Below are 26,128 nucleotides of genomic sequence, written 5' to 3'. Positions count from 1 at the left end.
GGGGAAGTTCGTGGGGGTCTTAGCCGCCAGTGATGGGCGAGATCAGTTCAATGTGGTCGCCATTTTGCAGCAGGTGCACAGGGTATTGGGCCCGAGGGACGAATTGCAAATTGACCGCAGCGGCAAAGGGTGGAGAAATTTCAACCTGCGCAATGGCGTCTGCCAAGCTGGCCCCTTGCGACAGCTCATAAATGGCATGGTTGATGCGCACTTGGATGGTGGGTTCAGGCATGTTGGAATTTCAAGTTGAACTGTGTGGCCAGATTCGTGGATTGGTGTTGTACCCATTCCATCACCACATCCAGCAGGGCGGGGGAGATCAAAAAACCATGGCGGTACAGGCCGTTGATCTGCAAGGCCCGTTCGCCCAAGCAACGGATGGCGGGCAGATTGTCGATCAGAGTGGGGCGGGCTTGGGTGCTGGCCTCCAAAATGCGCGCCTCGGCAAATCCGCTGTGCACCGTGTAGGCGGCGCTCAGCAGCTCCAAGGTGGAGCGGACACTCACGGCAGACAGGTCTTCCGTCTCGATTTCGGTCGCACCGATCACAAACACGTGGTTTTCTTTCGGTGCGATGTAGATGGGGTAACGGGGATGGATCAGCCGCGTAGGTCGCTGCAGGTCCACATCGGGTGCATAAAGCCGCAGCACCTCGCCCCTGACGCCACGCAGTTGTGTCCAGTTTTGGCGTGCGCCCAGACCTCGGCAGTCAAAGACCCAGTCGGGTTGGCCGCTTTGGCCGGGTTGAAAATCGTCGGGCGATGCCGGGCTGTTCCACCGCACCTCCACACCCAGTTTCGCCATGCCTTTGAGCAAAGACGCCAGCAACTCGCGGTTGTCGAGTTGGCCTTCACCGGGCAAATACAAAGCTTGGTTGAAGCGTTGCTCCATACCGGGTTCCAAGCTTTTCAAGGCCTGTGCATCCAGCCTTTGGGTGGTGGGCAATTCGGGGCATTCGTCTTGGGTGCGCAGCAACAGGCCTTCAAAGCGTTTGGCCTCGGCCGCATCTTGTCGGTGCCACAGCACCAAAGTGCCGTTTTGCTGAAAGAAAACGGGCTCAGGTAGGGCTGCGATCAACTCAGGCCAACGCGTCAGGCCGTGGTGACCCATGCGCACCACTGGCAATTCGGTGATGGCCGATTCGGCCAAAGGCGCCAGCATGGCGGCGGCCACGCGTGCGGCCGAGCCTTGGCCGTCTTCGCCTTGCGCTTCGTGCACTTGCACGCGGTGACCGATTTGGGCCAAGGCGTGGGCCAACATGCGGCCCATCAGGCCTGCGCCCAAAACCACACTGGAAAGGGGCTTGTTCATGTCAAGGTATCCAGTTTGGATCGCCGATAATTTGCGGTATGAACGATCACCCATACCGCTACGCACGCGTGCTCACCATTGCTGGATCGGACAGCGGCGGGGGGGCAGGCATTCAGGCCGACTTGAAAACATTTGCCGCTTTGGGCTGCTACGGCATGAGCGCGATCACCGCACTCACGGCGCAAAACACGGTGGGCGTGCAGGGCATCCATGCGGTGCCCGCGTCTTTTTTGAAGGCACAAATCCAGTCGGTGATGGACGACATGGGCGTGGATGCCCTGAAGATTGGCATGTTGCATGAGCCGGCCATTGTGTCGGTGGTGGCTTGGGCCATTGACCACTACAACATTCGCCATGTTGTGCTGGACCCGGTGATGGTGGCCACCAGTGGTGACCGATTGATCGCCCAAGAAACGGTGCAAGTTTTGGTGCGTGAATTGTTTCCGCGCGTCACGGTGGTCACCCCAAATTTGGACGAGGCACAGCTGCTGCTTGGGCACCCCATTGCAGATGCCCAGGCCCTGAGCGCAGCAGCGCAAGGCCTCTTGGCTCTGGGCGCCAAAGCGGTGCTGCTCAAGGGGGGGCATTTGGTGGGCGATGAGGTGGTGGATCTGTTGGTGCAGAACGAGGGGGCCACACGCCGCTTGGCGTCGTCCCGCATCCCCAGCCGCAATGTGCATGGCACCGGCTGCACACTGTCGTCGGCCATCGCGGCCCATTTGGCGCTGGGCCAAAATTTGGAAGCGTCGGTGACTTTGGCGCGTGACTTCATTTTGAATGCCATTGCCCAAGGCGCAGAGGTCGGCACGGGTCAAGGGCATGGGCCATTGAACCACGGCTTTGCGCCCTTGCCACTGCACCGTTTGCTTGCTGCGGGATCGGCGCAAACCAAGCGCTTGGCATAAAGCCATCCGTTTCGGTGGGACCGAAGTGGGCTCATCACGGGGAATCAAAACGTTCGCCAAAGTCGGGTGCCAAGTTTGGCGCAAGAAAACCGCTGTGTCAGAGGCTTGGGTCCATGTGCCAAGACCAGTCCTTTGGAGCGGGCTTCCCTGCGCGAGGATTACCTCAATCAGGTTCAAAGGGACTTTCTCAGTCGAAGGCTTTGAAGCCTCCAACACCCCCAGCGGTCTTTGCGTTTGCAAAGAAAACCAATTTTAAGTCAGGCCCAAGCGTTGGTGCAGCAAAGTGGATGTGGTGGTGTAGTGCAGCAAGGTCTTTTCTTGGGGCCGCAACAACGAGACCGCGCCGAACGCTGCCAAGGTGGCTTCGTGAAAACCGCACAGGATGAGCTTCTTTTTGCCGGGGTAGGTGTTGATGTCGCCGACCGCAAAAATACCGGGCTCAGACGTCCCAAAGTTTTCGGTGTTGACCAGCAATTGCTTACGTTCCATGGCAAGGCCCCATTGCGCAACGGGACCTAATTTGGGCGAAAGGCCCAGGCAGGTTTGCAGCACGTCCAGGGTCAACCATTCGGATTCGCCTTGCGGGTTGAGCAACTCCAGGGCATGGAGTCGGCCCGCCTCGGCCCGAAGGCCGGTGGGCTGACCCGCCACGAAGCGCATGCGGCCCTCTCGGCAGGCCAGGCGCATGCGGTTGATCAAATCGGGTTCAGCACTGAATTGGTCACGGCGGTGCAGCAGGGTGACGCTGGCGGCGGCTTGCGGGCCTGTGCTGGCGTCCAAGCAAGTCTGCAAGGCGGCATCGCCATCGCCGGCCACCACCAGGTGTTGGCCGGCCCAATGCTTGGGCACAGGGTGTTCAGCAAAGACTTGCGTGCCTTCGAAAGGGACCAGATCTTCGAGGGCCATGCGGCGCGGTAAAAAAGCGCCCACGCCAGCTGCAATGAACAAGGTATGGGTCAGGAAGCGTTGTCCCGCATCGGTCATCACGGCCAAGCGCTGGTCGGCTTGGCGTTCAATGAGGGTGATGTGTTCGCCCAAGTGCAGCGTGGGCTTGAAGGGCGAGACCTGTTGTTGCAAGCGATCGACCAATTCTTGGCCGGTGCACAGGGGAATGCCCGGGATGTCGTAAATGGGTTTGTTGGCATAAAGCTCGGCGCATTGCCCGCCCACATGGGGCAGAGCGTCGACCACGTGACAGTGGATGCCTTGAAGGCCCAGTTGGAAGACCTGGAAAAGGCCCACCGGGCCCGCGCCGATCACCAGGGCCTGTGTTTCGATCGGCGAACGCATGGGCCGGGTCAGCGGATCAACTCGGACAGCTTGCCGGTCTTGTCTTTCCAGTCGTCGGCGTTGGGCATCGGGGTTTTGCGCTTGGTGATGCTCTTCCAGCCCGGCAACAAGGCCAACTCGGCGTTGAGCTGGGTCATGTGCTGTTGGTCGGCGGGCAGGTCTTCTTCGGCAAAAATGGCGTTGACCGGGCATTCTGGGATGCACACGGCGCAATCGATGCACTCATCGGGGTCGATGGTCAAGAAGTTGGGGCCTTCGCGAAAGCAATCCACAGGGCAAACGTCCACACAGTCGGTGTACTTGCACTGGATACAGGATTCGGAAACAACGTGGGTCATGGTGGGCTCAGCAGTGATTTGGCGCTGCCCGTGCGGCGCCATGGAGAACATTTTAAAGGAGATCAGCGCACCAGCGCTGCCCCCGAGGTCTTGTGCGTGGCGGTGTCCACCAACACCAGCGCCCCCAGGGTGCGCGAGCGGGCAAAAGGCACGGTGGCCAGAGGTTCCTGCAGGGCCAAGGTGACGTGGCCGATGGCGTTGGGGGCTAACTCGGTGGCTTCTTCCTCGGCCAGCGTGTTCACGTTTAGGCGGTGCTCCACGCGCTGCACCCGGGCCTTGACCCATCGGTGACCATGGAGTGCCCAGTAAACGCGGCCAGCCACCAAGGGCTCATCGTCCATCCATGCCACCGTGGTGCTGAGCTGGCGCTGGCTTTCGGTGACACCTTCGGCGGCCATGAGCCAGTCACCCCGCGAGACATCCACCTCCCTGTCCAGCACGATGCCGGCGCTGCTGCCAGCGGCTTGGCTTTGGGGCTGGCGGGTGGCAGACAGCACCTGTGAAACCGTGGCCGTTTGGCCGCTGGGGAACACCCGGACGGTTTGGCCCGGTCCGATGCTGCCCGTGGCCACGCGTCCCCAGAACACACGGCGACCTTGGGTGGTGTCCCCGGAATCGTGAAATTTCTCCACCAACTGCACCGGAAAGCTGAAGGCCACATCGGTCTCGGCAGGTGTGACCGGCAGGTCTTCGAGGATGCTGAGCAGGCTGGGGCCGGAGTAGCCGCACCAGTCGGTTTGGTCATTGTTTTCCGTGGTCACCACGTTCCAGCCTTTGAGGGCCGACACGGGGACCATGGCGGTGACCGTGATGCCTGCTGCTTTGGCAAAGAGGTTCAAGGCATTCGAGATGTTGTTGTAGGCCAAGACGGGGTCGGCCACGGCGTCGAGTTTGTTGATGGCGAACACGATGGACGGCACGCGCAGCAGGTTCACCAGCAGTGAGTGGCGGCGCGTTTGCGGCAGCAGTTGCAAGTTGGGCTTGGCCCAGTCGAGTTTGATGGCGTCCACCAGCACCACGGCGGCGTCGGCGTTTGAAGCGGCGGTGACCATGTTGCGTGTGTATTGCTCGTGGCCTGGCGCGTCACCGATGATGAATTTGCGTGCTTCGGTGTTGAAGTAGCGGTAGGCCACATCGATGGTGATGCCTTGCTCGCGCTCGGCGCTCAGGCCATCGGTCAGCAGGGCCAAGTCTGTTTCGCCAGAACGCTGCACCCCGGCCAAGTGGTCTTGCAGCACGGCTTTGGTGTCGACCAGCAGGCGGCCAATCAGCGTGCTCTTGCCATCGTCGACGGAACCGCAGGTGATGAATTTCAGTGCGTTCATTAAAAGTACCCGTCTTTCTTGCGTTTTTCCATGGAGGCCTCGGACGTCTTGTCGTCCATGCGTGTGGCGCCGCGTTCGCTCACATCGGCGGCCAGCGTCTCGACCACGATCTGCTCGGGCGTCGAGGCCGTGCTTTCCACCGGGCAGGTGCAGGTGATGTCTCCCACGGTGCGAAAGCGCACGTCGCGGATTTCGACGGTCTCGCCGTCTTTGGGCGGGGTCAGCGCGGTCACGGGTACCCACAGGCCCCGACGGTCCACCACTTCGCGCTTGTGGGTGTAGTAAATCGCGGGGAGGGCGATTTTCTCGCGGGCGATGTACTGCCACACGTCCAACTCGGTCCAGTTGCTGATCGGGAAAACGCGGAAGTGCTCGCCCGGCTGCAGCCTGTGGTTGAACAGGGTCCACAACTCAGGACGCTGGGCCTTGGGTTGCCACTGACCAAAACTGTCGCGGTGCGAAAAGATGCGCTCTTTCGCCCGTGCCTTTTCTTCGTCACGGCGGGCACCGCCAATGAGGGCGTCAAAGCCGAACTCCTCAATCGCTTCGAGCAGCGTGACCGATTGGTGCACGTTGCGGCTCTCACCGGGGTGGGCCAGGCGGACGGTACCCCGCTTCATCGAGTCTTCGACGCTGCGCACGATGAGCTCTGCACCCAGTTCTTTGGCGCGTGCGTCACGGAAATCGGTCACTTCCTGGAAGTTGTGCCCGGTGTCGATCATCAGCAGCGGGTAGGGAATGCGCCCAGCGCCAAAAGCTTTTTCGGCGCACCTGAGCATGACCAGCGAATCCTTGCCACCGGAAAACAACAAGGTGGGGCGCTCAAAGGCGGCAGCGACTTCACGCAGGATGAAGATGGTTTCTTCTTCCAGCGCATCGAGGTGGCTGTTGCTCAGGGTGCGCAACTCGGTTTGTGTCATGGCGTTCATGTGTTTCTCTCTTGTCTCAATCAGGACTTGGCGTGCAAGCCGCACTCCTTGGCCGCATCGCTCTCCCACCACCAGCGGCCTGCACGAAATTCCTCACCCAAGCTGATGGCGCGGGTGCAGGGTGCGCAGCCGATGCTGGGAAAGAACTGGTCGTGCAGGGGGTTGTAGTCCACTTGGTTTTCGGCGATGTAGTGCCACACATCGCCCCAAGTCCATCGGGCCAGCGGGTTGAACTTGGTCAACCCCACCGAAGCAGATGCCTTGCCGTTGGCGGCGCTGTCGGTGACTTCGCTGTCGTCTTGCATGGGCACCTCGGCGCGGGCATTCGATTGCTCCTGGCGCAGACCGGTAATCCAGGCGCGATGGCCCGCCAATGCACGGGTCAGCGGTTCCATCTTGCGAACGCTGCAGCACGCTTTGCGCAGCTCAATGCTGTGGTACATGGCGTCTTGCCCTTTGTCGCGCACGAACTGCATGACCGAAGCGTGCGCGGGTCTGAAAACCTGGATGGGCGTTTGCGAATGGGCCTGTGTGCGTTCTAGCAGCGCCAGGGTTTCGGTGTGCAGTGCGCCGGTTTCCAGCACAAACACCGGAATGTCCAATTGCAGGCGGTTGATGAGGTGGGTGATCACCACATCTTCGGCGCCCAGGCTGGAGGCTTGGCTGACCGGGGCGAACGCTGTGGCGGCGCGGCGGAGCAGGTTTTCGGTCTCAGTCAGCTTGGCGGCAAAGTCCGGGCTGGCTTTGGCATGCAAGTCCGTGGCATTGGCCGCTGGGTTGCGAGGGGAGAAATGGCTGGAGGTCATGGTTTTTTTGTAGGGGTCCACCCCGTGTGAGAAGCTTCAGGCAACTTTCGCAAACTGGGGTTGGGTGCTGACAGCAGAGCCTTGGTAAAAACCAGCAAAGCGTTCGAACTGGCGTTGCGCCGCCGAGGCATCGACGCCTTCGCGCAGCACGGCCACATCAAAACCGGTGCGCTGCATTTGCACCAATTGGTCGATCAGCACGTCGCCTGTCGCGCGCAGTTCGCCTGCAAAGCCCAAACGCCGGCGCAGCAAAAAGGCTTGGCTGTAGGCGCGTCCGTCGGTGAACTTGGGGAACTGCAGGTCGATGCGCGTCACGCCAACCAAGTTGAGGGTGTGGGGATCCACGTCGTTGGCCAGCGTGATGACCGTGGGGGATTCAACGGCTTGGTGTTCTTGGGCAGAAATGATGTTCATGGTCGGTCTTTTGTTTTGTAGGAACCCACCCTGTGGGCGATGTTTTCACTAAATCGCCCACCGGGTGGGCGCCTACAGGTGGGCTTCAGACAGTGGTTTGCGCGGCAGGGTGGCGTGCCGAATTGGCCGCCGCCTTGAATGGGTCTTGGCCCACGCGGCGCAGGGTTTCGATGAAGTACTCGTGGCGGTCTTGCGTTGGCTGCCGAAGCGCTTTGTAGGTGTCCAACACCGCTTCGATCGCGTCGGGCACCTCCACCGACGAAAACGCGGGGCCGACCACTTTGCCAGGACCCGTCGGCCCCGACAGCGCTTTGCCGTCCGAACCGCCCAGCGTGACCTGGTACCACTCTTTGCCGTCTTTGTCGACGCCCAAAATGCCGATGTGGCCCGAGTGGTGGTGGCCACACGAGTTGATGCAGCCGCTGATGTGAAAGTCGATGGGGCCCAGGTCGTTCAGCTCGTCCAAGTCTTGGTACCGCTCGGTGATGGCCGCTGCCAAGGGCAGTGAACGGGCATTGGCCAAGGCGCAGTAGTCGCCACCAGGGCAGGCAATCATGTCGGTTAAAAGGCCAATGTTGGGCTGGGCCAGACCCAGGGCCTTGGCTTCGAGCCAGAGCGCGTGCAGCTGGTCTAGGCGTACCCAAGGCAGGACCAGGTTTTGACCGTGCGTCACGCGGGCTTCGCCTGCAGAAAACTTGGACACCAAGGCGGCTGCAGCATCCAGCTGATCGGCGGTGGCGTCGCCCGGCGCTTGGCCTGGACGTTTGAAAGACAGGGTCACGGCACGCAAAGCGGGGTTTTGGTGTGGTTTGACGTTTTGCGCCATCCAGCGGGCAAAGGCTGGCGTCTTGGCGGCTTCGATGGCGACATCGGCCTCGGACTTGGTGGCCCATTCGGCGTTTCTGGATGACAGGGTCAAGTCAGGCGGGGCAAAGCAGGCGGCTACACGATCGAACTCGGCTTGCGGGATGGTGTGCAGGCCGCCGTCTTTCACCAGAATGTCCTGGTATTCAGCCTCGACTTCGTCAAAGTAACGCTGGCCTTCGGCTTTGACCAAAATTTTGATGCGTGCTTTGTAAATGTTGTCGCGGCGGCCCCAGCGGTTGTAGACGCGGATAACCGCCTCTAGGTAATTCATGATCTGGTTCCAGGGCAGGAACGTGCGAATGACCGAGCCCACCATGGGGGTGCGGCCCATGCCACCGCCCACTTGCACCTTGAAACCCACTTCGCCCGCTGCGTTTTTGACCATTTGCAGGCCCACGTCGTGCCAGCCAATGGCCGCGCGGTCTTCCGCAGCACCCGTGATGGCAATTTTGAATTTGCGGGGCAAAAAAGCGAACTCGGGGTGCAGCGTGCTCCACTGGCGGATCAGCTCTGCGTAGGGGCGCGGATCGACCACTTCGTCCACCGCCACACCGGCCAGCTCGTCGGTGGTGGTGTTGCGGATGCAATTGCCGCTGGTCTGGATGCCGTGCAGGTTCACCGTGGCCAAAAGGTCCATCACATCGGCTGATTTGTCCAGCGGAATCCAGTTGAACTGCACGTTCTGGCGGGTGGTGAAGTGGCCGCAGTTGGTGGTCAGTTTTGGGGCGGGTCCCGCAATGTTGTCTTGCGTGGCCTGGGCCAGAGACAACAGGGCGGGATCGGGCGTGTCGTACTCGCGGGCGATTTGTGCCAGCACTTTGAGTTGTGGGCCCGAGATCTCGCCGTAAGGCACTGCCACGCGCAGCATGGGGGCATAACGTTGCACGTACCAACCGTTTTGCAGGCGCAGGGGTTTGAATTCATCGGCACTCAGTTGTCCTGCTTGAAAGCGTTCGAGCTGATCGCGGTGCTGCGCCGCCCGGGCGCGCACGAACTGTTTGTCAAATTCGGTGTACTGGTACATGGGTCGTTGTTTTGGAGGATCGGTTGGGACAAGCTGTGTCAGCGGGTCAAGCCAAGGCTTTCATGCTGTTCTCTTAACGATGAGCACTGTTGAATGTAGGCTTCGCTTATGCCAAAACAAACGACTTTTTAGTTTTGCATATATTCTTTTGTTGAATAAGGGTCGTTGACGCGCTTCCGACGCCTGGGCTCAGGGCATGATTTGGGGCTGTCTCCGCCTTGGAGAGGGCTGACGGTGCTCGCAAGATGGGTGGTTTCGGGCTATACTCGACCTGTTTTGCGACTTGCAGAACGCACGCTATCCGCTTTTCCGGCAGTTGGCGCAAGTCATTTACCCGCTCCAATCCTTCACTGGATGCCAGCGAAACAACAAGGAAACACCATGATTGCATCTTCAATCAAGGCCGAGGTCGTCAAGGCCAACGCACGCGCTGCCAATGACACTGGGTCCCCAGAAGTCCAGGTGGCTTTGCTGACAGCCCGCATCAATGAGCTGACGCCCCACTTCAAAACACACGCCAAAGACCATCACGGTCGCCGCGGCTTGCTGCGCATGGTGAGCCGTCGCCGCAAACTGCTCGACTACCTCAAGTCCCGTGATGCTGACCGTTACGTTGCGCTGATTGCCAAACTTGGCCTGCGCAAGTAATCGTCTGTCCAGATGAAAAGCGCCTGAGTTAGTTCACTAGCTCAGGCGCTTTATTCTTTTTTTCTGTCGGAATTTGTCTCAAAGAACCCGCGCTGTGTCATTCCACAAGGCTTTCATGCAAATGTTGGCAAGGTTTTGTGGAATGGCATCGAGTTCAGAGCGTCAACTTTCGGGCCCACGGCGCAGCCTCATGCGCTTTTGTATTCAGGAGTTCTGAACATGTCTATTTTTAACAAAGTCACCAAGTCTTTCCAGTGGGGCCAGCACACGGTCAAGATGGAAACCGGCGAAGTCGCCCGCCAAGCCGGCGGTGCCGTGCTGCTCGACATGGAGGGCACGGTGGTGCTTGCCACCGTCGTGGGTTCCAAAATCGCCAAAGCGGGTCAAGATTTCTTCCCGTTGACGGTCGATTACATCGAGAAAACTTATGCTGCAGGCAAGATCCCCGGCAGTTTTTTCAAGCGTGAAGCCAAGCCCAGCGAGCACGAAACCCTGACCAGCCGTTTGATCGACCGTCCGATCCGTCCTTTGTTCCCTGAAGGTTTCTACAACGACGTGCACGTGGTCATCCACACCGTGTCTTTGAACCCTGAAGTCGATGCCGACATCGCGGCGATGATCGCCGTGTCTGCCGCCTTGTCCATTTCGGGCATCCCTTTCAACGGCCCCATCGGTGCTGCACGCGTGGGTTACATCAACGGCGAATACGTCCTGAACCCCGGTCAAACCCAGCGCAAAGACAGCGTGATGGATTTGGTGGTGGCCGGTACCGAAGCGGCTGTGCTGATGGTCGAATCTGAAGCCCTGCAACTGTCCGAAGAAATCATGTTGGGTGGCGTGGTGTATGGCCACGAGCAATCGGCCATTGCCATCAACGCCATCCACGAGTTGGTGCGCGAAGCCGGCAAGCCGGTGTGGGACTGGCAAGCGCCTGCCCGCGATACGGCTTTCGAAACCAAGCTGGCTTCACTCGCTGAAGACAAGCTGCGCGCTGCTTACCAAATCCGCAACAAGCAAGCCCGCACGCACGCTTGCCGCGAAGCCTACGCTTCGGTCAAAGTGGCTTTGGCCGAAGAGGGTGTGGCCTTTGATGGCGTCAAGCTCGATGGCCTGATGTTCGAAATCGAAGCGCGCATCGTGCGCAGCCAGATTTTGGCGGGTGAGCCCCGTATCGACGGTCGCGACACACGCACGGTGCGCCCCATCGAAATTCGCAACAGCGTGCTGCCCCGCACACACGGTTCGGCCCTGTTCACACGTGGCGAAACCCAAGCTTTGGTGATCACCACTTTGGGCACCGAGCGTGACGCTCAGCGCATCGACGCATTGGCTGGCGAGTTCGAAGACCGCTTCATGTTCCACTACAACATGCCTCCCTTTGCCACCGGCGAAGTGGGCCGCATGGGCAGCACCAAGCGCCGCGAAATCGGCCACGGCCGTTTGGCCAAGCGTGCTTTGGCCGCTGTGTTGCCGAGCAAAGAAGAGTTCCCCTACACCGTGCGTGTGGTGTCCGAGATCACCGAGTCGAACGGCTCTTCGTCCATGGCTTCGGTCTGCGGCGGCTGCTTGTCGATGATGGATGCGGGTGTGCCGATGAAAGCCCATGTGGCCGGCATCGCCATGGGCCTGATCAAGGAAGACAACCGCTTTGCGGTGTTGACCGACATCTTGGGTGACGAAGACCACCTGGGCGACATGGACTTCAAAGTGGCCGGTACCACCCACGGTATCACCGCCTTGCAGATGGACATCAAGATCCAGGGCATCACCAAAGAAATCATGCAAGTCGCTTTGGCCCAAGCCAAAGAAGCCCGCATGCACATCTTGGGCAAGATGCAAGAGGCGATGAGCGAAGCCAACACCGAAGTGTCGGATTTCGCACCCAAGCTCTTCACCATGAAGATCAACCCCGAGAAAATCCGTGACGTGATCGGCAAAGGCGGCGCCACCATCCGCGCGTTGACCGAAGAGACCGGTTGCCAGATCAACATCTCCGAAGACGGCACGATCACGATCGCTGCCACCGATGGCGAGAAGGCAGAGATCGCCAAAAAGCGCATCGAGCAGATCACCGCCGAAGTCGAAATCGGCAAGGTCTACGAAGGCCCCGTGACCAAAATCTTGGACTTCGGTGCTTTGATCAACTTGCTGCCCGGCAAAGACGGTTTGTTGCACATCAGCCAGATCGCTCACGAGCGCGTCGAAAAAGTGACCGACTACCTGAGCGAAGGCCAGATCGTCAAGGTCAAGGTCATGGAAACCGACGAAAAAGGCCGCATCAAGTTGTCGATGAAGGCTTTGTTGGACCGTCCTGCTCAGGCTTAAATGACGCTTGGTTTTCGGGCGGTCGATGGCTGCCCGAAACCGCGTTGATTCACCATGAACGTCATTGAAATCCAAAGCTTCGGCGCCCCAGCGGTGCTGGTGCCCGGCTCCCGGCCAGATCCTGTGGCCGGGGCAGGGGAGCTGCTCATTCGCGTCTCGGCCAGTGGCATCAACCGCCCCGATGTGCTGCAACGCACCGGCAACTACCCGGTGCCACCGGGTGCTTCGGACATTCCGGGCCTGGAAGTCGCGGGTGTGGTGGTGTCGGGTGATGCAGCAGCCATGGCCTCTGCAGGTTTTTCGGTGGGTGACCGCGTGTGCGCCCTGGTGGCGGGTGGTGGTTATGCGCAGCTGTGCGTGGCCCCGGTGGCCCAGTGTTTGCCCGTGCCCAAGGGCCTGACCGACACCGAAGCCGCATCGCTGCCCGAGACTTTCTTCACCGTGTGGAGCAATGTGTTTGACCGCGGTCGATTGCAAGCGGGTGAAACCCTGTTGATTCAGGGCGGCACCAGCGGGATTGGCGTCACGGCCATCCAAATGGCCAAGGCAGCCGGTGCGGTGGTGATCGTGACGGCGGGCTCAGACGCCAAATGCCAAGCCTGCTTGGCCTTGGGTGCAGACCACGCCATCAACTACAAAACCACCGACTTTGTAGCCGAGGCCAAGCGCCTGACCGGCGGCGCTGGTGTGAACGTGATTCTCGACATGGTTGCGGGCGACTATGTGGCCCGAGAAGTCGAGGCTTTGGCAGAGGATGGCCGCTTGGTCATCATTGCGGTGCAAGGCGGCGTCAAAGCCGACTTCAATGCCGGCATGGTGCTGCGTCGCCGCCTGACCATCACGGGCTCTACTTTGCGGCCGCGTCCCGTGGCGTTCAAGGCAGACATTGCCCAGTCCTTGCGCAAAACGGTTTGGCCTTGGATCGAGTCTGGCCGGATCAAACCGGTCATTCACAGCGTGTTTGGCGCCATGGATGCGGCGGGCGATCTGCCATCGGGCGCAGCTCAAGCCCACGCCCTGATGGAGAGCAACCAGCACGTCGGTAAATTGGTGGTGACCTGGTGATGAGCAAGCCTCCCCAATTGTTGGTCGGCAACTGGAAGATGCATGGCGATTTGTCGGCCAATGCAGCTTTTGTCGCTGAGCTGACGGCTGAGGTGTCTGGTCTTGCATGCCGCGCGGCCTTGTGTGTACCGGCTGTTTACCTGGCTCAAATGCAAGTTTTGTTGTCTGGTTCTCGCATCGATTTGGGTGCCCAAGATCTTTCGGCACACGAGGCAGGCGCCTACACGGGTGAGGTCTCTGCCCAGATGCTGCGAGACTTTTCGGTGCGTTACTGCATTGTGGGTCATTCTGAGCGCCGTCTCTTTCACGCCGAATCAGATGCCACAGTGGCCGTCAAAGCCCAACGTGCATTGGCTGTGGGCATCACCCCCATTGTGTGTGTCGGCGAGAGTTTGGCCGAACGCGAAGCCGGTCAGACCGAGGCGGTGGTCAAGCGTCAACTGGCGGCAGTGATCCAAGCCAACGGCCACTGCATCAGTGAAATTGTGGTGGCTTATGAACCTGTTTGGGCGATTGGTACGGGCCTCACAGCTTCACCGGAGCAGGCCCAAGAGGTCCACGCGGTTTTGCGGTCTCAATTGAAGGCCGCCTCTTCGCACGCAGACCGCGTCTCTGTTTTGTATGGTGGCAGCATGACAGCCCATAATGCGGCCGAATTGTTGGCCCAGCCTGATGTCGATGGTGGCCTGATTGGCGGTGCTTCGCTCAAGGCCCAAGATTTTTTATCCCTGCTGAAGGCCGCCTCGCGCTGAGCTTTCACACCCTGTTTCTAGATTTTTCGGAGAACTCTGATGAGCGTGATGTTGACTTTGATTTTGGTGGTTCAGATGTTGTCGGCTCTGGCCATGATTGGTCTGATCCTGATCCAGCATGGCAAAGGTGCTGACATGGGTGCTGCTTTTGGCAGCAGCGGTTCAGGCAGTTTGTTTGGTGCGACGGGCGGTGCCAACTTCATGTCCCGGACCACGGCAGTTTTGGCTTTTGTATTTTTTGCCTGCACTTTGTCCTTGGCCTATTTTGGCAATTTGACGCCTTCCTCATCGGGCAGCGTCTTGGAAGGTGCCACAGTCAACTCGCCTGCTGCGCCGGTTGACGCCAGCCCTGCTGCGCAGATCCCTGGCAACACGCCTGTGCCCGCTGTTGACAAAAGCGTACCGCCTGCCATTCCGGTGAAGTAATCCAAATTTGTCAGTTGCCATTCAGCTTGGCGGCTATGCACATTTTTGCAGGACTATCGAAGGAAATGAGCGGAATTTCAGAGTAAAATCAGAGTCTGTTCGGTGAGCAACACGCACTCCAGGTGCACCTCATGCAAACCGATCTTGTGTATCCAGCCGTCGTGGTGAAATTGGTAGACACGCTATCTTGAGGGGGTAGTGGCGAAAGCTGTGCGAGTTCGAGTCTCGCCGACGGCACCAGACAAACAGAAGCGCTCGGGCTCAAGGCCTGGGTGACTCATTCGGTCACTAACCGGCAGTCTCGAAATGAACCTCGAACAGTACCTTCCGATTCTCTTGTTCATTTTGGTCGGCATCGCTGTCGGCATCATTCCCCAGGTTTTGGGCTACATTCTTGGCCCCAACCGGCCTGACGCGGAAAAAAATTCCCCTTATGAGTGCGGATTCGAGGCTTTTGAAGACGCTCGAATGAAATTCGACGTCCGCTATTACCTCGTCGCCATTCTTTTCATCTTGTTCGATCTCGAAATCGCTTTCCTTTTTCCTTGGGCTTTGGCGCTCAAAGAGGTGGGTATGGCGGGTTTCATTGGGGCGGTTGTCTTTTTAAACATTCTGGTTGTAGGTTTTGTCTACGAGTGGAAAAAAGGCGCCCTCGATTGGGAATGACCGTTGTTAGTGCACAGCAAACAGCCTGTTTGAGGATTCAAAATGATTGAAGGCGTGATGAAGGAAGGCTTTGTCACCACGAGTTACGACTCGGTGGTGAACTGGGCCAAAACCGGTTCGCTTTGGCCCATGACCTTTGGTTTGGCCTGCTGCGCGGTGGAGATGATGCATGCGGCCGCCGCCCGTTATGACTTGGGTCGTTTTGGTGCCGAGGTTTTCCGCGCCAGCCCCCGTCAGGCCGACTTGATGATCGTGGCCGGTACGCTGTGCAACAAAATGGCCCCCGCTTTGCGCAAGGTCTATGACCAGATGTCCGAGCCGCGTTGGGTCATCTCCATGGGTTCTTGTGCGAACGGTGGTGGCTATTACCACTACAGCTACTCGGTGGTACGAGGCTGTGACCGAATTGTGCCGGTCGATGTTTATGTGCCGGGTTGCCCGCCGACCGCCGAAGCCTTGATCTACGGCATCATGCAGTTGCAACAAAAAATTCGGCGCACGCACACCATTGCGCGCGCCTGAGGGGAATGACGATGACTTCTTTCGCCATTCGCCCCGAAGACTTGCACGACACTCTGACCACCCTTTTGGGCGATCGGGCCCACACCATCAGCGTGGCTTTGGGTGAGGTGACGGTGCATGTGGGTCCGGCCCAGTATCTGGATGTGATGACTTGCTTGCGTGATGCGCCGGGTTGCCAGTTTGAGCAACTCATTGATTTGGCCGGTGTTGATTACTCGGCGTATCGCGAAGTGGGCACCGATGGTCCCCGCTTTGGTGTCACAGTCCACCTGTTGTCGGTCAGCCTCAACCAGCGCGTGCGTGTCAAGGTGCTGTGCCCCGATGACGATTTGCCTTTGGTCGATTCGGTCAATGCCCTGTGGAATTCGGCCAATTGGTACGAGCGCGAAGCGTTTGACCTGTATGGCATCGTGTTCGAGGGTCACAACGACCTCAGACGCATCTTGACCGACTACGGCTTCATTGGCCATCCGTTCCGCAAAGACTTCCCGCTGTCAGGCCACGTCGAGATGCGTTATGACGCCGAACGCCAGCGCGTGATTTACGAACCCGTGAGCATTGAGCCGCGTGAAATCACGCCGCGCATCATTCGCGAAGACAACTACGGAGGCCTGAACTGACATGGCCGAAATCAAGAATTACACCCTGAACTTCGGTCCCCAGCACCCGGCCGCGCACGGTGTGCTGCGACTGGTGTTGGAGTTGGATGGCGAGGTCGTGCAACGCGCAGACCCGCACATCGGTCTGTTGCACCGTGCCACTGAAAAGTTGGCCGAGAGCAAAACCTATATCCAGTCACTGCCCTACATGGACCGTTTGGACTACGTGTCCATGATGTGCAACGAGCACGCTTACTGCTTGGCCATCGAAAAGATGCTGGGCCTTGAAGTGCCCAAGCGCGCGCAGTACATCCGCGTGATGTTCTCGGAAATCACCCGTGTGCTCAATCACCTGATGTGGCTCGGCTCGCACGGCAACGATTGCGGCAGTTCCACGGTCTTGATTTACACCTTCCGCGAACGTGAAGACCTGTTCGATCTGTACGAGGCCGTCTCGGGCGCCCGCATGCATGCGGCCTATTTCCGTCCCGGTGGCGTTTATCGCGACTTGCCCGACAGCATGCCGCAGTACAAGGTCAGCAAGATCAAAAATGCCAAGGCGATCGAACAACTCAACAAGAACCGCCAAGGTTCCATGTTGGATTTCATCGACGACTTCACACAGCGCTTTCCCAAGTGCATCGACGAATACGAAACCTTGCTCACAGACAACCGCATCTGGAAGCAACGCACCGTGGGTGTGGGCGTGGTGTCGCCAGAGCGTGCCCTCAATTTGGGCATGACTGGCCCCATGTTGCGTGGTTCCGGCGTGGCCTGGGATTTGCGCAAAAAGCAACCGTATGACGCCTACGACCAGGTTGAATTCGATGTGCCCGTGGGCAAGACCGGTGACAGCTACGACCGCTACTTGGTGCGCATGGCCGAGATGCGCGAGTCCAACCGCATCATCGCGCAGTGCGTGAAGTGGCTGCGTGCCAACCCCGGCCCAGTGATCACCGACAACCACAAGATCGCGCCGCCTTCGCGCGAAGGCATGAAGTCCAACATGGAAGACTTGATCCACCATTTCAAGCTCTTCACCGAAGGTTTTCATGTGCCCGAAGGCGAGGCCTATGCCGCTGTCGAACACCCCAAAGGTGAGTTCGGCATTTACATGGTGAGTGACGGTGCCAACAAACCGTACCGCCTCAAAATTCGCGCCCCGGGCTTTGCCCATTTGGCCACCCTCGATGAAATGGCCCGTGGCCACATGCTGGCCGATGCGGTCGCGATCATCGGGACCATGGACATCGTTTTTGGAGAGATTGACCGATGATCTCTGATTCAACCAGAGCACGCTTTGCGCGTGAAGTTGCCAAGTTCCCTACAGACCAAAAGCAGTCGGCCGTCATGGCTTGTCTGGCTATCGTGCAGCAAGAACAAGGCTGGGTGAGCCCAGACAGTGAGCAAGTCGTGGCCGAGGTCTTGGGCATGCCGGTGATGGCGGTGCACGAAGTCACCACCTTCTACAACATGTACAACCAAAAGCCGGTGGGCAAGTTCAAGTTGAACGTTTGCACCAACCTGCCTTGCCAGTTGCGTGGTGGTCAAAACGCACTCGAACACCTGGAGCACAAACTGGGTGTGCAAGTCGGTCAGACCACAGCCGACGGCCTGTTCACCTTGCAGCCCAGCGAGTGCCAGGGCGCTTGCGCCGATGCGCCCGTGCTCTTGGTCAATGACCGCCACATGTGCAGCTTCATGAGCCATGAAAAACTCGACCAACTCGTTGACAGCCTGAAGAAAGCCGAGGCCGCCTGATGAAAGTCGAACAAATCCTGAGCCAATTCCAAGCCACAGGCGTGGAAAGCTGCTTCCACGACCGCCACATCCATCCGCAAATTTATGCCGGTCTGAATGGCCGCAACTGGGGCATCCAAGATTACGAAGCGCGTGGTGGCTATGCGGCCTTGCGCAAAATTTTGGGCAAAGACGGTGCCGAGCCCAATCCTGAGACCGGCGTTGCGGGTATGACCCAAGACCAGGTGATTGCCACGGTCAAAGAGTCGGGCTTGCGTGGTCGCGGCGGTGCGGGCTTCCCGACGGGTCTGAAGTGGAGCTTCATGCCCCGCCAGTTCCCCGGTCAAAAGTATTTGGTGTGCAACTCGGATGAGGGCGAGCCGGGCACCTGCAAAGACCGTGACATCATGGAGTACAACCCGCACACGGTGATCGAAGGCATGATCATCGCGGCTTATGCCATGGGCATCAGCGTGGGTTACAACTACATCCACGGTGAAATTTTCCACACCTACGAGCGCTTTGAAGCGGCCCTCGAAGAAGCCCGTGCCGCAGGCTATTTGGGCAACAACATTTTGGGCAGCACCTTCAGCTTCCAGTTGCACGCATCGCATGGTTTTGGTGCGTACATCTGCGGCGAAGAAACCGCTCTGCTCGAATCGCTGGAAGGCAAAAAAGGCCAGCCCCGATTCAAGCCGCCATTCCCCGCCAGCTTTGGTCTGTATGGCAAGCCCACCACCATCAACAACACCGAAACCTTCGCGGCGGTGCCTTGGATCATCCGCAACGGTGGTCAGGCGTATCTGGAATGCGGCAAGCCCAACAACGGAGGCACCAAGATCTTCTCGGTCAGCGGTGACGTCGAGCGCCCCGGTAATTACGAAGTGCCCATGGGCACGCCGTTTGCCAAGCTGCTCGAACTCGCCGGTGGTGTGCGCGGTGGCCGTCAACTCAAGGCGGTGATCCCTGGCGGCTCGTCCTCCCCGGTCATTCCGGCCGAGTTGATGATGATGCTCACCATGGACTACGACAGCATCGCCAAAGAAGGCGGCTCGATGTTGGGTTCTGGCGCGGTGATCGTCATGGACGAGACACGTTGCATGGTCAAGGCTTTGGCGCGTTTGTCTTATTTTTATTCGCACGAGTCATGCGGCCAGTGCACCCCTTGCCGTGAAGGCACCGGCTGGCTCTGGCGCATGGTGGACCGCATTGAACACGGCCAAGGCCGTGCCAGCGACATCGACATGCTCGACAGTGTGGCCGGCAACATCATGGGCCGCACGATTTGCGCCTTGGGTGACGCTGCGGCCATGCCGGTGCGCGGCATGCTCAAGCATTTCCGTCACGAATTTGTACACCTCATCGAGCACAAGACCTCTATGGTCAACGCCGATGCAACAGCGGTGAAGACCCATGGTTGAAATAGAACTCGACGGTCAGAAAGTGGAAGTTGCCGAAGGCAGCATGGTCATGCATGCCGCTGAAAAAGCGGGCACCTACATCCCCCATTTCTGTTACCACAAGAAACTCTCCATCGCAGCCAACTGCCGCATGTGCCTGGTCGAGGTCGAAAAGGCCCCCAAGCCCATGCCCGCCTGCGCCACGCCTGTGACGCAAGGCATGATCGTGCGCACCAAGAGCGACCGGGCCATTGCCGCCCAAAAGTCGGTCATGGAGTTCTTGCTCATCAACCACCCACTCGATTGCCCCATTTGTGACCAAGGCGGTGAGTGCCAGTTGCAAGACTTGGCCGTGGGTTACGGTGGCAGCAGCTCCCGCTACGAAGAAGAAAAGCGCGTGGTTTTCCACAAAGAAGTGGGTCCGCTGATCTCGATGGAAGAGATGAGCCGCTGTATCCATTGCACTCGCTGCGTGCGCTTTGGCCAGGAAGTGGCCGGTGCCATGGAACTGGGCATGTCGCACCGCGGCGAGCACGCCGAGATCGAAACCTTCCTGGGCCAGACGATCGATTCCGAGTTGTCGGGCAACATGATCGACATCTGCCCCGTGGGCGCGTTGACCAGCAAGCCTTTCCGCTACCACGCCCGGACTTGGGAGTTGTCACGCCGCAAGTCGGTGGCCGCGCACGACTCTTCGGGTGCCAACCTGATCGTGCAGGTCAAGAACAACCAGGTCATGCGTGTCGTGCCCCTGGAAAACGAAGACGTCAACGAGTGCTGGATCGCCGACCGCGAGCGTTTTTCTTACGAAGCCCTCAATGGCCCAGACCGTCTGACCCGCCCCATGCTCAAGCAGGGCGGTGAATGGAAAGAAGTCGACTGGCAAACTGCCCTGGAATACGTGGCCAATGGCTTGCGCAACATCCAGCGCGACCACGGTGCGGGCAGCATCGGCGCTTTGGTCAGTCCGCACAGCACCGTGGAAGAGTTGTACCTGGCTGGCGCTTTGATGCGCGGTTTGGGTTCTGACAACATTGATCACCGCCTGCGCCACGCTGAATTTGCAGCCAGCGAGGGCGTGCGCACTTTGGGCATGCCGATCGCAGCCTTGTCCACTTTGCAGCGCGTCTTGGTCGTGGGTTCCAACCTGCGCAAAGACCATCCTTTGTTTGCCCTGCGCGTGCGTCACGCTGTGCGCCATGGCGCGCAGCTGAATGTCATCACTGCACCTGCGGCTTTCAGCCACGCCGACGCTTGGGCCATGCCCGTGGCGCAGGCCGTGTTGTCCGAAGCTTCGGGCTGGGCCCAGGCCCTGGCCAATGTGGCCGCAGCCATTGCCACAGAGAAGGGCGTCGCAGCGCCTTGCGCAGGCACGGCCTCTGCACAAGCACAAGCCATCGCCAAGTCCCTGCTCGGCGGTGAGCGCAAAGCCGTGTTGTTGGGCAATGCTGCCGCGCACGCAGCCAATGCCTCAAGCCTGTTGGCGCTGGCCAACTGGATCGCCGATCAAACCGGTGCGACCGTCGGTTACCTGACCGAAGCGGCCAACACCGTGGGTGCGCAGTGGGTCGGTGCCCAGCCTCAGACCGGTGGCAAGCACGCTGGCCAGATGTTGGCTGGCGGGCTCAAGGCTGCGATCTTGCTCAACACCGAACCCGAGTTCGACAGCGCGGCCGGTGCCGCCGCTGCGCCAAGTCTGGGCCAAGCCGAAATGGTCGTCACACTCAGCCCGTTCAAAGCCAACATGGCTTTCAGCGATGTGTTGTTGCCGATTGCTCCGTTCACCGAGACCTCGGGCAGCTTTGTCAACGCCGAAGGTCGCCTGCAAAGTTTCCATGCCGTGGTCAAGCCTTTGGCTGAAACCCGTCCTGCATGGAAAGTGTTGCGCGTGTTGGCCAATTTGCTGGAGATCCCGGGTGTGGCTTTTGAAACCTCACAAGACGTGTTGGCCCGCGCCACGGCCCATCCGATGACTGCATCCAATGCCACGCGCGCTGCGATCACCTTGACCGCAACGGTCGCGTCTCCTGTGAGCGCATCGATTTACCAACTCGATGGCATTGTTCGCCGTGCGCCGTCTTTGCAATTGACGGCAGACGCTCGTCAGGAGGTGACCGCATGATTGACGCTCTGTACAACGGCGGCCTGAACCTGGTGGCTGCCAACTGGTGGGCCACCATGGTCTGGCCAGTGCTGTGGATCTTGATCAAGATTGTGGCCATCCTCGCCCCGCTGATGGGTGCTGTGGCTTACCTGACGCTTTGGGAGCGCAAGCTCTTGGGTTTCATGCAAGTCCGCCATGGCCCCAACCGGGTGGGCCCCATGGGTTTGCTGCAACCGATTGCTGACGCGATCAAGTTGTTGACCAAAGAATTGATCAACCCGACTGCGGCCAGCATGGGTCTTTTCCGCTTAGGCCCCATCATGGCCATCATGCCGGCCTTGGCCGCTTGGGTGGTGATTCCGTTTGGCCCCGACCAAGCCCTGGCCAACGTCAACGCCGGTTTGTTGCTGGTCATGGCGATCACCTCGATTGAGGTGTATGGCGTGATCATCGCGGGATGGGCTTCCAACTCGAAATACGCCTTCTTGGGTGCGCTGCGTGCTTCAGCCCAAATGGTCAGTTACGAAATCGCCATGGGCTTTTGCTTCTTGGTGGTCTTGATGGTGTCCGGCAGCATGAACCTGACCGAGATCGTCATGGCGCAAGGCAAAGGCGCTGCGGCAGACATGGGCCTGGGTGTGTTCTCTTGGAACTGGTTGCCTTTGCTGCCCATCTTCATCGTGTATTTGATTTCGGGTGTCGCCGAAACCAACCGTCACCCCTTTGACGTGGTCGAGGGCGAAGCCGAAATCGTGGCCGGTCACATGGTCGAGTACTCGGGCATGGGCTTTGCCATTTTCTTCTTGGCCGAATACGCCAGCATGTGGCTCGTGTCCATTCTGGCCGTGATCATGTTCTTGGGCGGCTGGTTGTCGCCCATTGACCACGCCTTGTTCAACTGGATTCCGGGCTGGATTTGGCTGGGCCTGAAGACCTTCTTGGTGGTCTCGATGTTCATCTGGATCCGTGCCACTTTCCCACGTTTTCGCTATGACCAGATCATGCGCTTGGGTTGGAAGATCTTCATTCCCGTCACCTTGGTGTGGCTCCTGATCGTGGGTGCATGGTTGCACTCGCCTTGGAACATCTGGCTTTGAGCGGTTCACGAACATGACAACAATGACTGCTTCCTCTTTTTCGATCAAGGACTTCCTCAAGAGCTTCATGCTTGTGGAGTTGCTCAAGGGCATGGCCCTGACGGGGCGTTATGCGTTTGCGCGCAAGGTCACGGTGCAATTTCCCGAGGAAAAAACGCCGCTGTCCCCGCGTTTCCGTGGTCTGCACGCCCTGCGCCGTTATGACAACGGCGAAGAGCGGTGCATCGCCTGCAAGTTGTGTGAGGCCGTTTGCCCCGCGATGGCCATCACCATCGAAGCCGGTCAACGCGAAGACGGTTCACGCCGTACCACCCGCTACGACATCGATTTGACCAAGTGCATTTTTTGTGGTTTTTGCGAAGAAAGCTGTCCAGTCGACTCGATCGTTGAGACCCACATTCTGGAATACCACGGTGAAAAACGCGGAGACCTGTACTTCACCAAAGACATGTTGTTGGCCGTGGGCGACCGCTACGAAAAAGAGATCGCTGCCGCCAAGGCTGCGGATGCTCCTTACCGTTGAGCACGGGCCAGTCCTGAACATTTAAAAAGACCAAGCTATGGACGTCAAGACCGGTTTCTTTTATCTCTTCTCGGTGGTGCTGCTGTTTGCCGCTTTCCGGGTGGTGACCGCGCGCAATCCTGTGCACGCTGTGCTGTACCTCATGTTGGCTTTTTCGCAAGCTTCTGCAGTCTGGCTGCTCTTGAATGCCGAGTTTTTGGCCTTTGTGCTGGTCTTGGTGTACTTGGGTGCGGTGATGGTGCTGTTCCTTTTTGTGGTGATGATGTTGGACGTCAGCATCGACGCTGTGCGCCAAGGCTTCTGGAAAAACTTCCCCCTGGCCGCAACCTTGGGTGCCATCGTGGCTTTGGAGATGGCTGCTGTGCTGCTCTCAGGCTTTCGTTTGTCTGAAGCGCCTGCCATGGCCCCTGGCGCTGTGCCGGTGGACAACGGCAAAGCCTTGGGCATCTTGCTTTACACCGAATACCTGATGCCCATCCAGATTGCGGCTGCCATTCTTTTGGTGGCCATGATTGCGGCCATCGCCTTGACCCTGCGCAACCGCAAGGACAGCAAGGCGATCGATCCTTCCATCCAAGTCAAAGTGCGCGCGGCAGATCGCATGCAACTGGTCAAGATGGCGCCGACCCAAGCGGCCCCGGCACCTCTTGCTCCGACCGATACGCCAGAAGCTGAGGTGAAAAAATGATGACATTGACTCTGGGGCACTTCTTGTCCCTCGGTGCCATGCTGTTTGCGTTGTCCGTGATCGGCATCTTTTTGAACCGCAAGAACCTGATTGTTTTGCTCATGGCCATCGAGCTGATGCTGCTGGCCGTGAACATGAACTTTGTGGCTTTCTCCCACTACCTGGGTGACATGCACGGTCAGGTCTTCGTGTTTTTCATCTTGACCGTGGCGGCTGCTGAGTCGGCCATTGGCCTGGCCATTTTGGTGCTGCTGTTCCGCAACAAGAACAACATCAATGTGGACGAACTCAATTCGCTCAAGGGTTAAAACAACATGAGTCAAACCCTCAACGCCAGCACGCTGTTGGCAGTTCCATTGGCTCCATTGGTGGGCTCTTTGTTGGCCGGTGTCTTGGGCACCCAATTTGGCGGTAATTGGATCGGTCGCCGCTTGTCGCACACCTTCACCATTTTGGGGGTGTTGGTGGCCTTCATCTTGTCGGTGATGACGCTCAGCCAAGTCATCAACGGGGCCCGCTTCAACGAAAGCCTCTACACCTGGATGGTGGTGGGTGACTTGAAGATGGAAATCGGCTTCATGGTCGACAGCCTCACGGCCATGATGATGTGCGTCGTCACCTTTGTCTCGCTCATGGTGCACATCTACACCATTGGCTACATGGACGAGGACGAAGGCTATAACCGCTTTTTTGCCTACATCTCCTTGTTCACCTTTTCCATGCTGATGCTCGTCATGAGCAACAACTTGCTGCAACTGTTCTTCGGTTGGGAAGCTGTCGGTCTGGTGTCGTACTTGCTGATCGGTTTTTGGTACAACAAGCCGACGGCCATCTTTGCCAACATGAAGGCCTTTTTGGTCAACCGTGTGGGTGACTTTGGCTTCATCATCGGCATTGGCCTGATCGCGGCTTACACCGGCACGCTCAATTACACCGAGCTGTTTGCCAAAGCCAATGAATTGGCTGCCATCGATTTTCCTTGGTATATCTTTGGCATGGATGCCATGCTGATCACCGTGATCTGCATCTGCCTGTTCATCGGTGCCATGGGCAAGTCGGCTCAGTTTCCCTTGCATGTGTGGCTGCCTGATTCGATGGAAGGCCCCACGCCCATCTCCGCCCTGATCCACGCTGCCACCATGGTGACGGCAGGCATCTTCATGGTGGCACGCATGTCTCCCTTGTTCGAGTTGTCCGAATCGGCCTTGAACTTCATGATGGTGATCGGTTCGATCACGGCCTTGTTCATGGGCTTTTTGGGCATCATCCAAAACGACATCAAGCGCGTGGTGGCTTATTCCACTTTGTCGCAGCTGGGTTACATGACGGTGGCGCTGGGCGCATCGGCTTACTCGGTGGCGGTGTTCCACCTGATGACCCATGCGTTCTTCAAAGCGCTGCTGTTCTTGGGTGCAGGCTCCGTCATCATGGGCATGCACCACAACCAGGACATCCGCTACATGGGTGGCTTGCGCAAATACATGCCCATCACCTGGATCACGTCCTTGCTCGGCTCGCTCGCCCTGATCGGTACGCCTTTGTTCTCGGGGTTTTACTCCAAGGACAGCATCATTGAGGCGGTGCACTTGAGCCACTTGCCCGCCGCTGGCTTTGCCAACTTCGCGGTGCTGGCTGGTGTGTTCGTCACGGCCTTTTATTCGTTCCGCATGTATTTCCTGGTCTTCCACGGCAAGGAGCGCTACGATCAAAACCCTGATGCCCACCACGGCCACGATGACCACCATGGCCATGATGACCACGGTCATGACAAGCCGCATGAGTCACCTTGGGTGGTGACGGTGCCCTTGGTGTTGCTGGCCATTCCTTCGGTGTTGATCGGATTCATGACCATCCAGCCCATGTTGTATGGCGAATTCTTCAAAGACGTCATCTTCATTGATGCCGCCAAACACCCTGCGATGCAGCAACTCGGTGAGTTGTTCCATGGCCCTGTGGCCATGGCTTTGCACGGCATGACCATGGCGCCTTTCTGGTTGGCTTTGGCCGGTGTGGTGACCGCTTGGTACATGTACCTGATCAACCCCAAAGTGCCAGCTTTCTTCGCCCGTGCTTTGCGTCCGCTGATTGTGGTGCTCGAGAACAAGTACTTCATGGACTGGTTCAACGAAAACGTCCTGGCCAAGGGCGCGCGCGGACTGGGTCTGGGTTTTTGGAAGGTGGGCGACCGCACCATCATTGACGGCTTCTTCGTCAACGGTTCCTGGAAGTTGGTGGGTTGGGTGTCCGGCGTGGTGCGCTGGTTCCAGTCGGGTTTCCTGTACCACTACGCCCTGGTCATGATTTTGGGTGTGTTCGTGCTGATGACGTATTTCGTCTGGCTCGCTTAACGATTTTGAGGACAAAA

The 26,128-nt window shown here is 58.7% G+C and carries 27 protein-coding genes, 1 tRNA gene and 1 riboswitch; of the genes, 19 read left to right on the top strand and 9 right to left on the bottom strand.

The genetic code is table 11. The features are described 5' to 3' along the window. Positions 1–19: 19 nt before the first annotated feature. Both thiS and B472_RS02210 read right to left on the bottom strand, forming a co-directional pair. Positions 20–232: a sulfur carrier protein ThiS gene (thiS, locus tag B472_RS02215; RefSeq protein ID WP_019428203.1), complete on the bottom strand. Its 213-nt coding sequence runs from the start codon at positions 230–232 to the stop codon at positions 20–22. Beyond that, the gene (locus B472_RS02210; RefSeq protein ID WP_019428202.1) at positions 225–1,310 is read right to left on the bottom strand and encodes an FAD-dependent oxidoreductase; all 1,086 of its coding nucleotides are present in this window, start codon (positions 1,308–1,310) and stop codon (positions 225–227) included. Before B472_RS02210 ends, thiS begins: the two co-directional genes overlap by 8 nt. Positions 1,311–1,348: 38 nt before the next feature. Here B472_RS02210 and thiD point away from each other — a divergent pair, with 38 nt between their 5' ends. Next, positions 1,349–2,215 (top strand): bifunctional hydroxymethylpyrimidine kinase/phosphomethylpyrimidine kinase, encoded by an 867-nt coding sequence (gene thiD, locus B472_RS02205; RefSeq protein ID WP_019428201.1) that lies wholly within the window; start codon positions 1,349–1,351, stop codon positions 2,213–2,215. Positions 2,216–2,342: 127 nt separating this feature from the next. Continuing rightward, a riboswitch (TPP riboswitch) is annotated at positions 2,343–2,445 on the bottom strand. Between the two features lie 22 nt (positions 2,446–2,467). Here thiD and B472_RS02200 read toward each other — a convergent pair. From B472_RS02200 to B472_RS02170, 7 genes are all read right to left on the bottom strand, one after another. Next, the gene (locus B472_RS02200; RefSeq protein ID WP_019428200.1) at positions 2,468–3,505 is read right to left on the bottom strand and encodes an NAD(P)/FAD-dependent oxidoreductase; all 1,038 of its coding nucleotides are present in this window, start codon (positions 3,503–3,505) and stop codon (positions 2,468–2,470) included. Between the two features lie 8 nt (positions 3,506–3,513). Further along, positions 3,514–3,843 (bottom strand): ferredoxin FdxA, encoded by a 330-nt coding sequence (fdxA, locus tag B472_RS02195; protein WP_026039781.1) that lies wholly within the window; start codon positions 3,841–3,843, stop codon positions 3,514–3,516. A gap of 62 nt (positions 3,844–3,905) precedes the next feature. Then, a complete protein-coding gene (locus B472_RS02190) occupies positions 3,906–5,168 on the bottom strand; it encodes a sulfate adenylyltransferase subunit 1 (RefSeq protein ID WP_019428198.1) in 1,263 nt (420 codons plus the stop codon). Continuing rightward, positions 5,168–6,097, bottom strand: a complete 930-nt coding sequence (gene cysD / locus B472_RS02185) for a sulfate adenylyltransferase subunit CysD (protein ID WP_019428197.1) — start codon at positions 6,095–6,097, stop codon at positions 5,168–5,170. The genes B472_RS02190 and cysD overlap by 1 nt, the downstream gene beginning before the upstream one ends. A gap of 20 nt (positions 6,098–6,117) precedes the next feature. After that, on the bottom strand, positions 6,118–6,903 hold the full coding sequence (locus tag B472_RS02180) for a phosphoadenylyl-sulfate reductase (protein ID WP_026039780.1): 786 nt from the start codon (positions 6,901–6,903) through the stop codon (positions 6,118–6,120). A 36-nt stretch (positions 6,904–6,939) separates the two neighbouring features. Then, positions 6,940–7,317 carry a DUF934 domain-containing protein gene (locus B472_RS02175; protein ID WP_019428195.1) on the bottom strand — a complete coding sequence of 126 codons (378 nt, stop codon included), beginning with the start codon at positions 7,315–7,317 and terminating at the stop codon, positions 6,940–6,942. Between the two features lie 85 nt (positions 7,318–7,402). Continuing rightward, entirely contained in the window at positions 7,403–9,208 is a 1,806-nt protein-coding gene (locus B472_RS02170; protein WP_019428194.1) for a nitrite/sulfite reductase, read from the bottom strand. Between the two features lie 381 nt (positions 9,209–9,589). On the opposite strand from B472_RS02170, the gene rpsO reads away from it, so the two are divergent. The 18 genes from rpsO to nuoL all read left to right on the top strand — a co-directional run bounded on the left by rpsO (position 9,590) and on the right by nuoL (position 26,111). Then, the gene (gene rpsO, locus B472_RS02165) at positions 9,590–9,856 is read left to right on the top strand and encodes a 30S ribosomal protein S15 (RefSeq protein WP_019428565.1); all 267 of its coding nucleotides are present in this window, start codon (positions 9,590–9,592) and stop codon (positions 9,854–9,856) included. Between the two features lie 219 nt (positions 9,857–10,075). Next, positions 10,076–12,181, top strand: a complete 2,106-nt coding sequence (gene pnp, locus B472_RS02160; protein WP_019428192.1) for a polyribonucleotide nucleotidyltransferase — start codon at positions 10,076–10,078, stop codon at positions 12,179–12,181. Positions 12,182–12,235: 54 nt separating this feature from the next. Next, positions 12,236–13,246, top strand: a complete 1,011-nt coding sequence (locus B472_RS02155) for an NAD(P)H-quinone oxidoreductase (RefSeq protein WP_019428191.1) — start codon at positions 12,236–12,238, stop codon at positions 13,244–13,246. Further along, positions 13,246–13,998: a triose-phosphate isomerase gene (tpiA, locus tag B472_RS02150; protein WP_019428190.1), complete on the top strand. Its 753-nt coding sequence runs from the start codon at positions 13,246–13,248 to the stop codon at positions 13,996–13,998. Before B472_RS02155 ends, tpiA begins: the two co-directional genes overlap by 1 nt. A gap of 39 nt (positions 13,999–14,037) precedes the next feature. Further along, a complete protein-coding gene (secG, locus tag B472_RS02145; protein ID WP_019428189.1) occupies positions 14,038–14,424 on the top strand; it encodes a preprotein translocase subunit SecG in 387 nt (128 codons plus the stop codon). Positions 14,425–14,579: 155 nt separating this feature from the next. Then, positions 14,580–14,664: transfer RNA gene (locus B472_RS02140), tRNA-Leu, on the top strand. A gap of 66 nt (positions 14,665–14,730) precedes the next feature. After that, entirely contained in the window at positions 14,731–15,090 is a 360-nt protein-coding gene (locus B472_RS02135; protein ID WP_019428188.1) for an NADH-quinone oxidoreductase subunit A, read from the top strand. Between the two features lie 42 nt (positions 15,091–15,132). After that, positions 15,133–15,612, top strand: a complete 480-nt coding sequence (locus tag B472_RS02130; protein WP_019428187.1) for an NADH-quinone oxidoreductase subunit B family protein — start codon at positions 15,133–15,135, stop codon at positions 15,610–15,612. 11 nt (positions 15,613–15,623) lie between these two features. Then, positions 15,624–16,232 (top strand): NADH-quinone oxidoreductase subunit C, encoded by a 609-nt coding sequence (locus B472_RS02125; protein WP_019428186.1) that lies wholly within the window; start codon positions 15,624–15,626, stop codon positions 16,230–16,232. A 1-nt stretch (position 16,233) separates the two neighbouring features. Continuing rightward, positions 16,234–17,487, top strand: a complete 1,254-nt coding sequence (locus tag B472_RS02120; protein ID WP_019428185.1) for an NADH-quinone oxidoreductase subunit D — start codon at positions 16,234–16,236, stop codon at positions 17,485–17,487. After that, the gene (nuoE, locus tag B472_RS02115; RefSeq protein ID WP_019428184.1) at positions 17,484–17,972 is read left to right on the top strand and encodes an NADH-quinone oxidoreductase subunit NuoE; all 489 of its coding nucleotides are present in this window, start codon (positions 17,484–17,486) and stop codon (positions 17,970–17,972) included. Before B472_RS02120 ends, nuoE begins: the two co-directional genes overlap by 4 nt. After that, entirely contained in the window at positions 17,972–19,372 is a 1,401-nt protein-coding gene (gene nuoF, locus B472_RS02110; protein ID WP_019428183.1) for an NADH-quinone oxidoreductase subunit NuoF, read from the top strand. Before nuoE ends, nuoF begins: the two co-directional genes overlap by 1 nt. After that, the gene (gene nuoG / locus B472_RS02105; RefSeq protein ID WP_019428182.1) at positions 19,365–21,473 is read left to right on the top strand and encodes an NADH-quinone oxidoreductase subunit NuoG; all 2,109 of its coding nucleotides are present in this window, start codon (positions 19,365–19,367) and stop codon (positions 21,471–21,473) included. The genes nuoF and nuoG overlap by 8 nt, the downstream gene beginning before the upstream one ends. Beyond that, positions 21,470–22,552 (top strand): NADH-quinone oxidoreductase subunit NuoH, encoded by a 1,083-nt coding sequence (gene nuoH, locus B472_RS02100; RefSeq protein WP_019428181.1) that lies wholly within the window; start codon positions 21,470–21,472, stop codon positions 22,550–22,552. The genes nuoG and nuoH overlap by 4 nt, the downstream gene beginning before the upstream one ends. A 22-nt stretch (positions 22,553–22,574) precedes the next feature. Further along, positions 22,575–23,075 carry an NADH-quinone oxidoreductase subunit NuoI gene (gene nuoI, locus B472_RS02095; RefSeq protein ID WP_019428180.1) on the top strand — a complete coding sequence of 167 codons (501 nt, stop codon included), beginning with the start codon at positions 22,575–22,577 and terminating at the stop codon, positions 23,073–23,075. Between the two features lie 37 nt (positions 23,076–23,112). Continuing rightward, entirely contained in the window at positions 23,113–23,763 is a 651-nt protein-coding gene (locus B472_RS02090; RefSeq protein ID WP_019428179.1) for an NADH-quinone oxidoreductase subunit J, read from the top strand. Beyond that, a complete protein-coding gene (gene nuoK / locus B472_RS02085) occupies positions 23,763–24,071 on the top strand; it encodes an NADH-quinone oxidoreductase subunit NuoK (protein WP_026039778.1) in 309 nt (102 codons plus the stop codon). Before B472_RS02090 ends, nuoK begins: the two co-directional genes overlap by 1 nt. A 6-nt stretch (positions 24,072–24,077) precedes the next feature. Then, positions 24,078–26,111 carry an NADH-quinone oxidoreductase subunit L gene (nuoL, locus tag B472_RS02080; RefSeq protein ID WP_019428177.1) on the top strand — a complete coding sequence of 678 codons (2,034 nt, stop codon included), beginning with the start codon at positions 24,078–24,080 and terminating at the stop codon, positions 26,109–26,111. The last annotated feature ends 17 nt before the right edge of the window (positions 26,112–26,128 follow it).

This window comes from Limnohabitans sp. Rim28 (assembly GCF_000293865.2).
Lineage (GTDB): Bacteria > Pseudomonadota > Gammaproteobacteria > Burkholderiales > Burkholderiaceae_C > Limnohabitans_A.
This window is presented reverse-complemented; position numbering and strand designations above follow the sequence as displayed.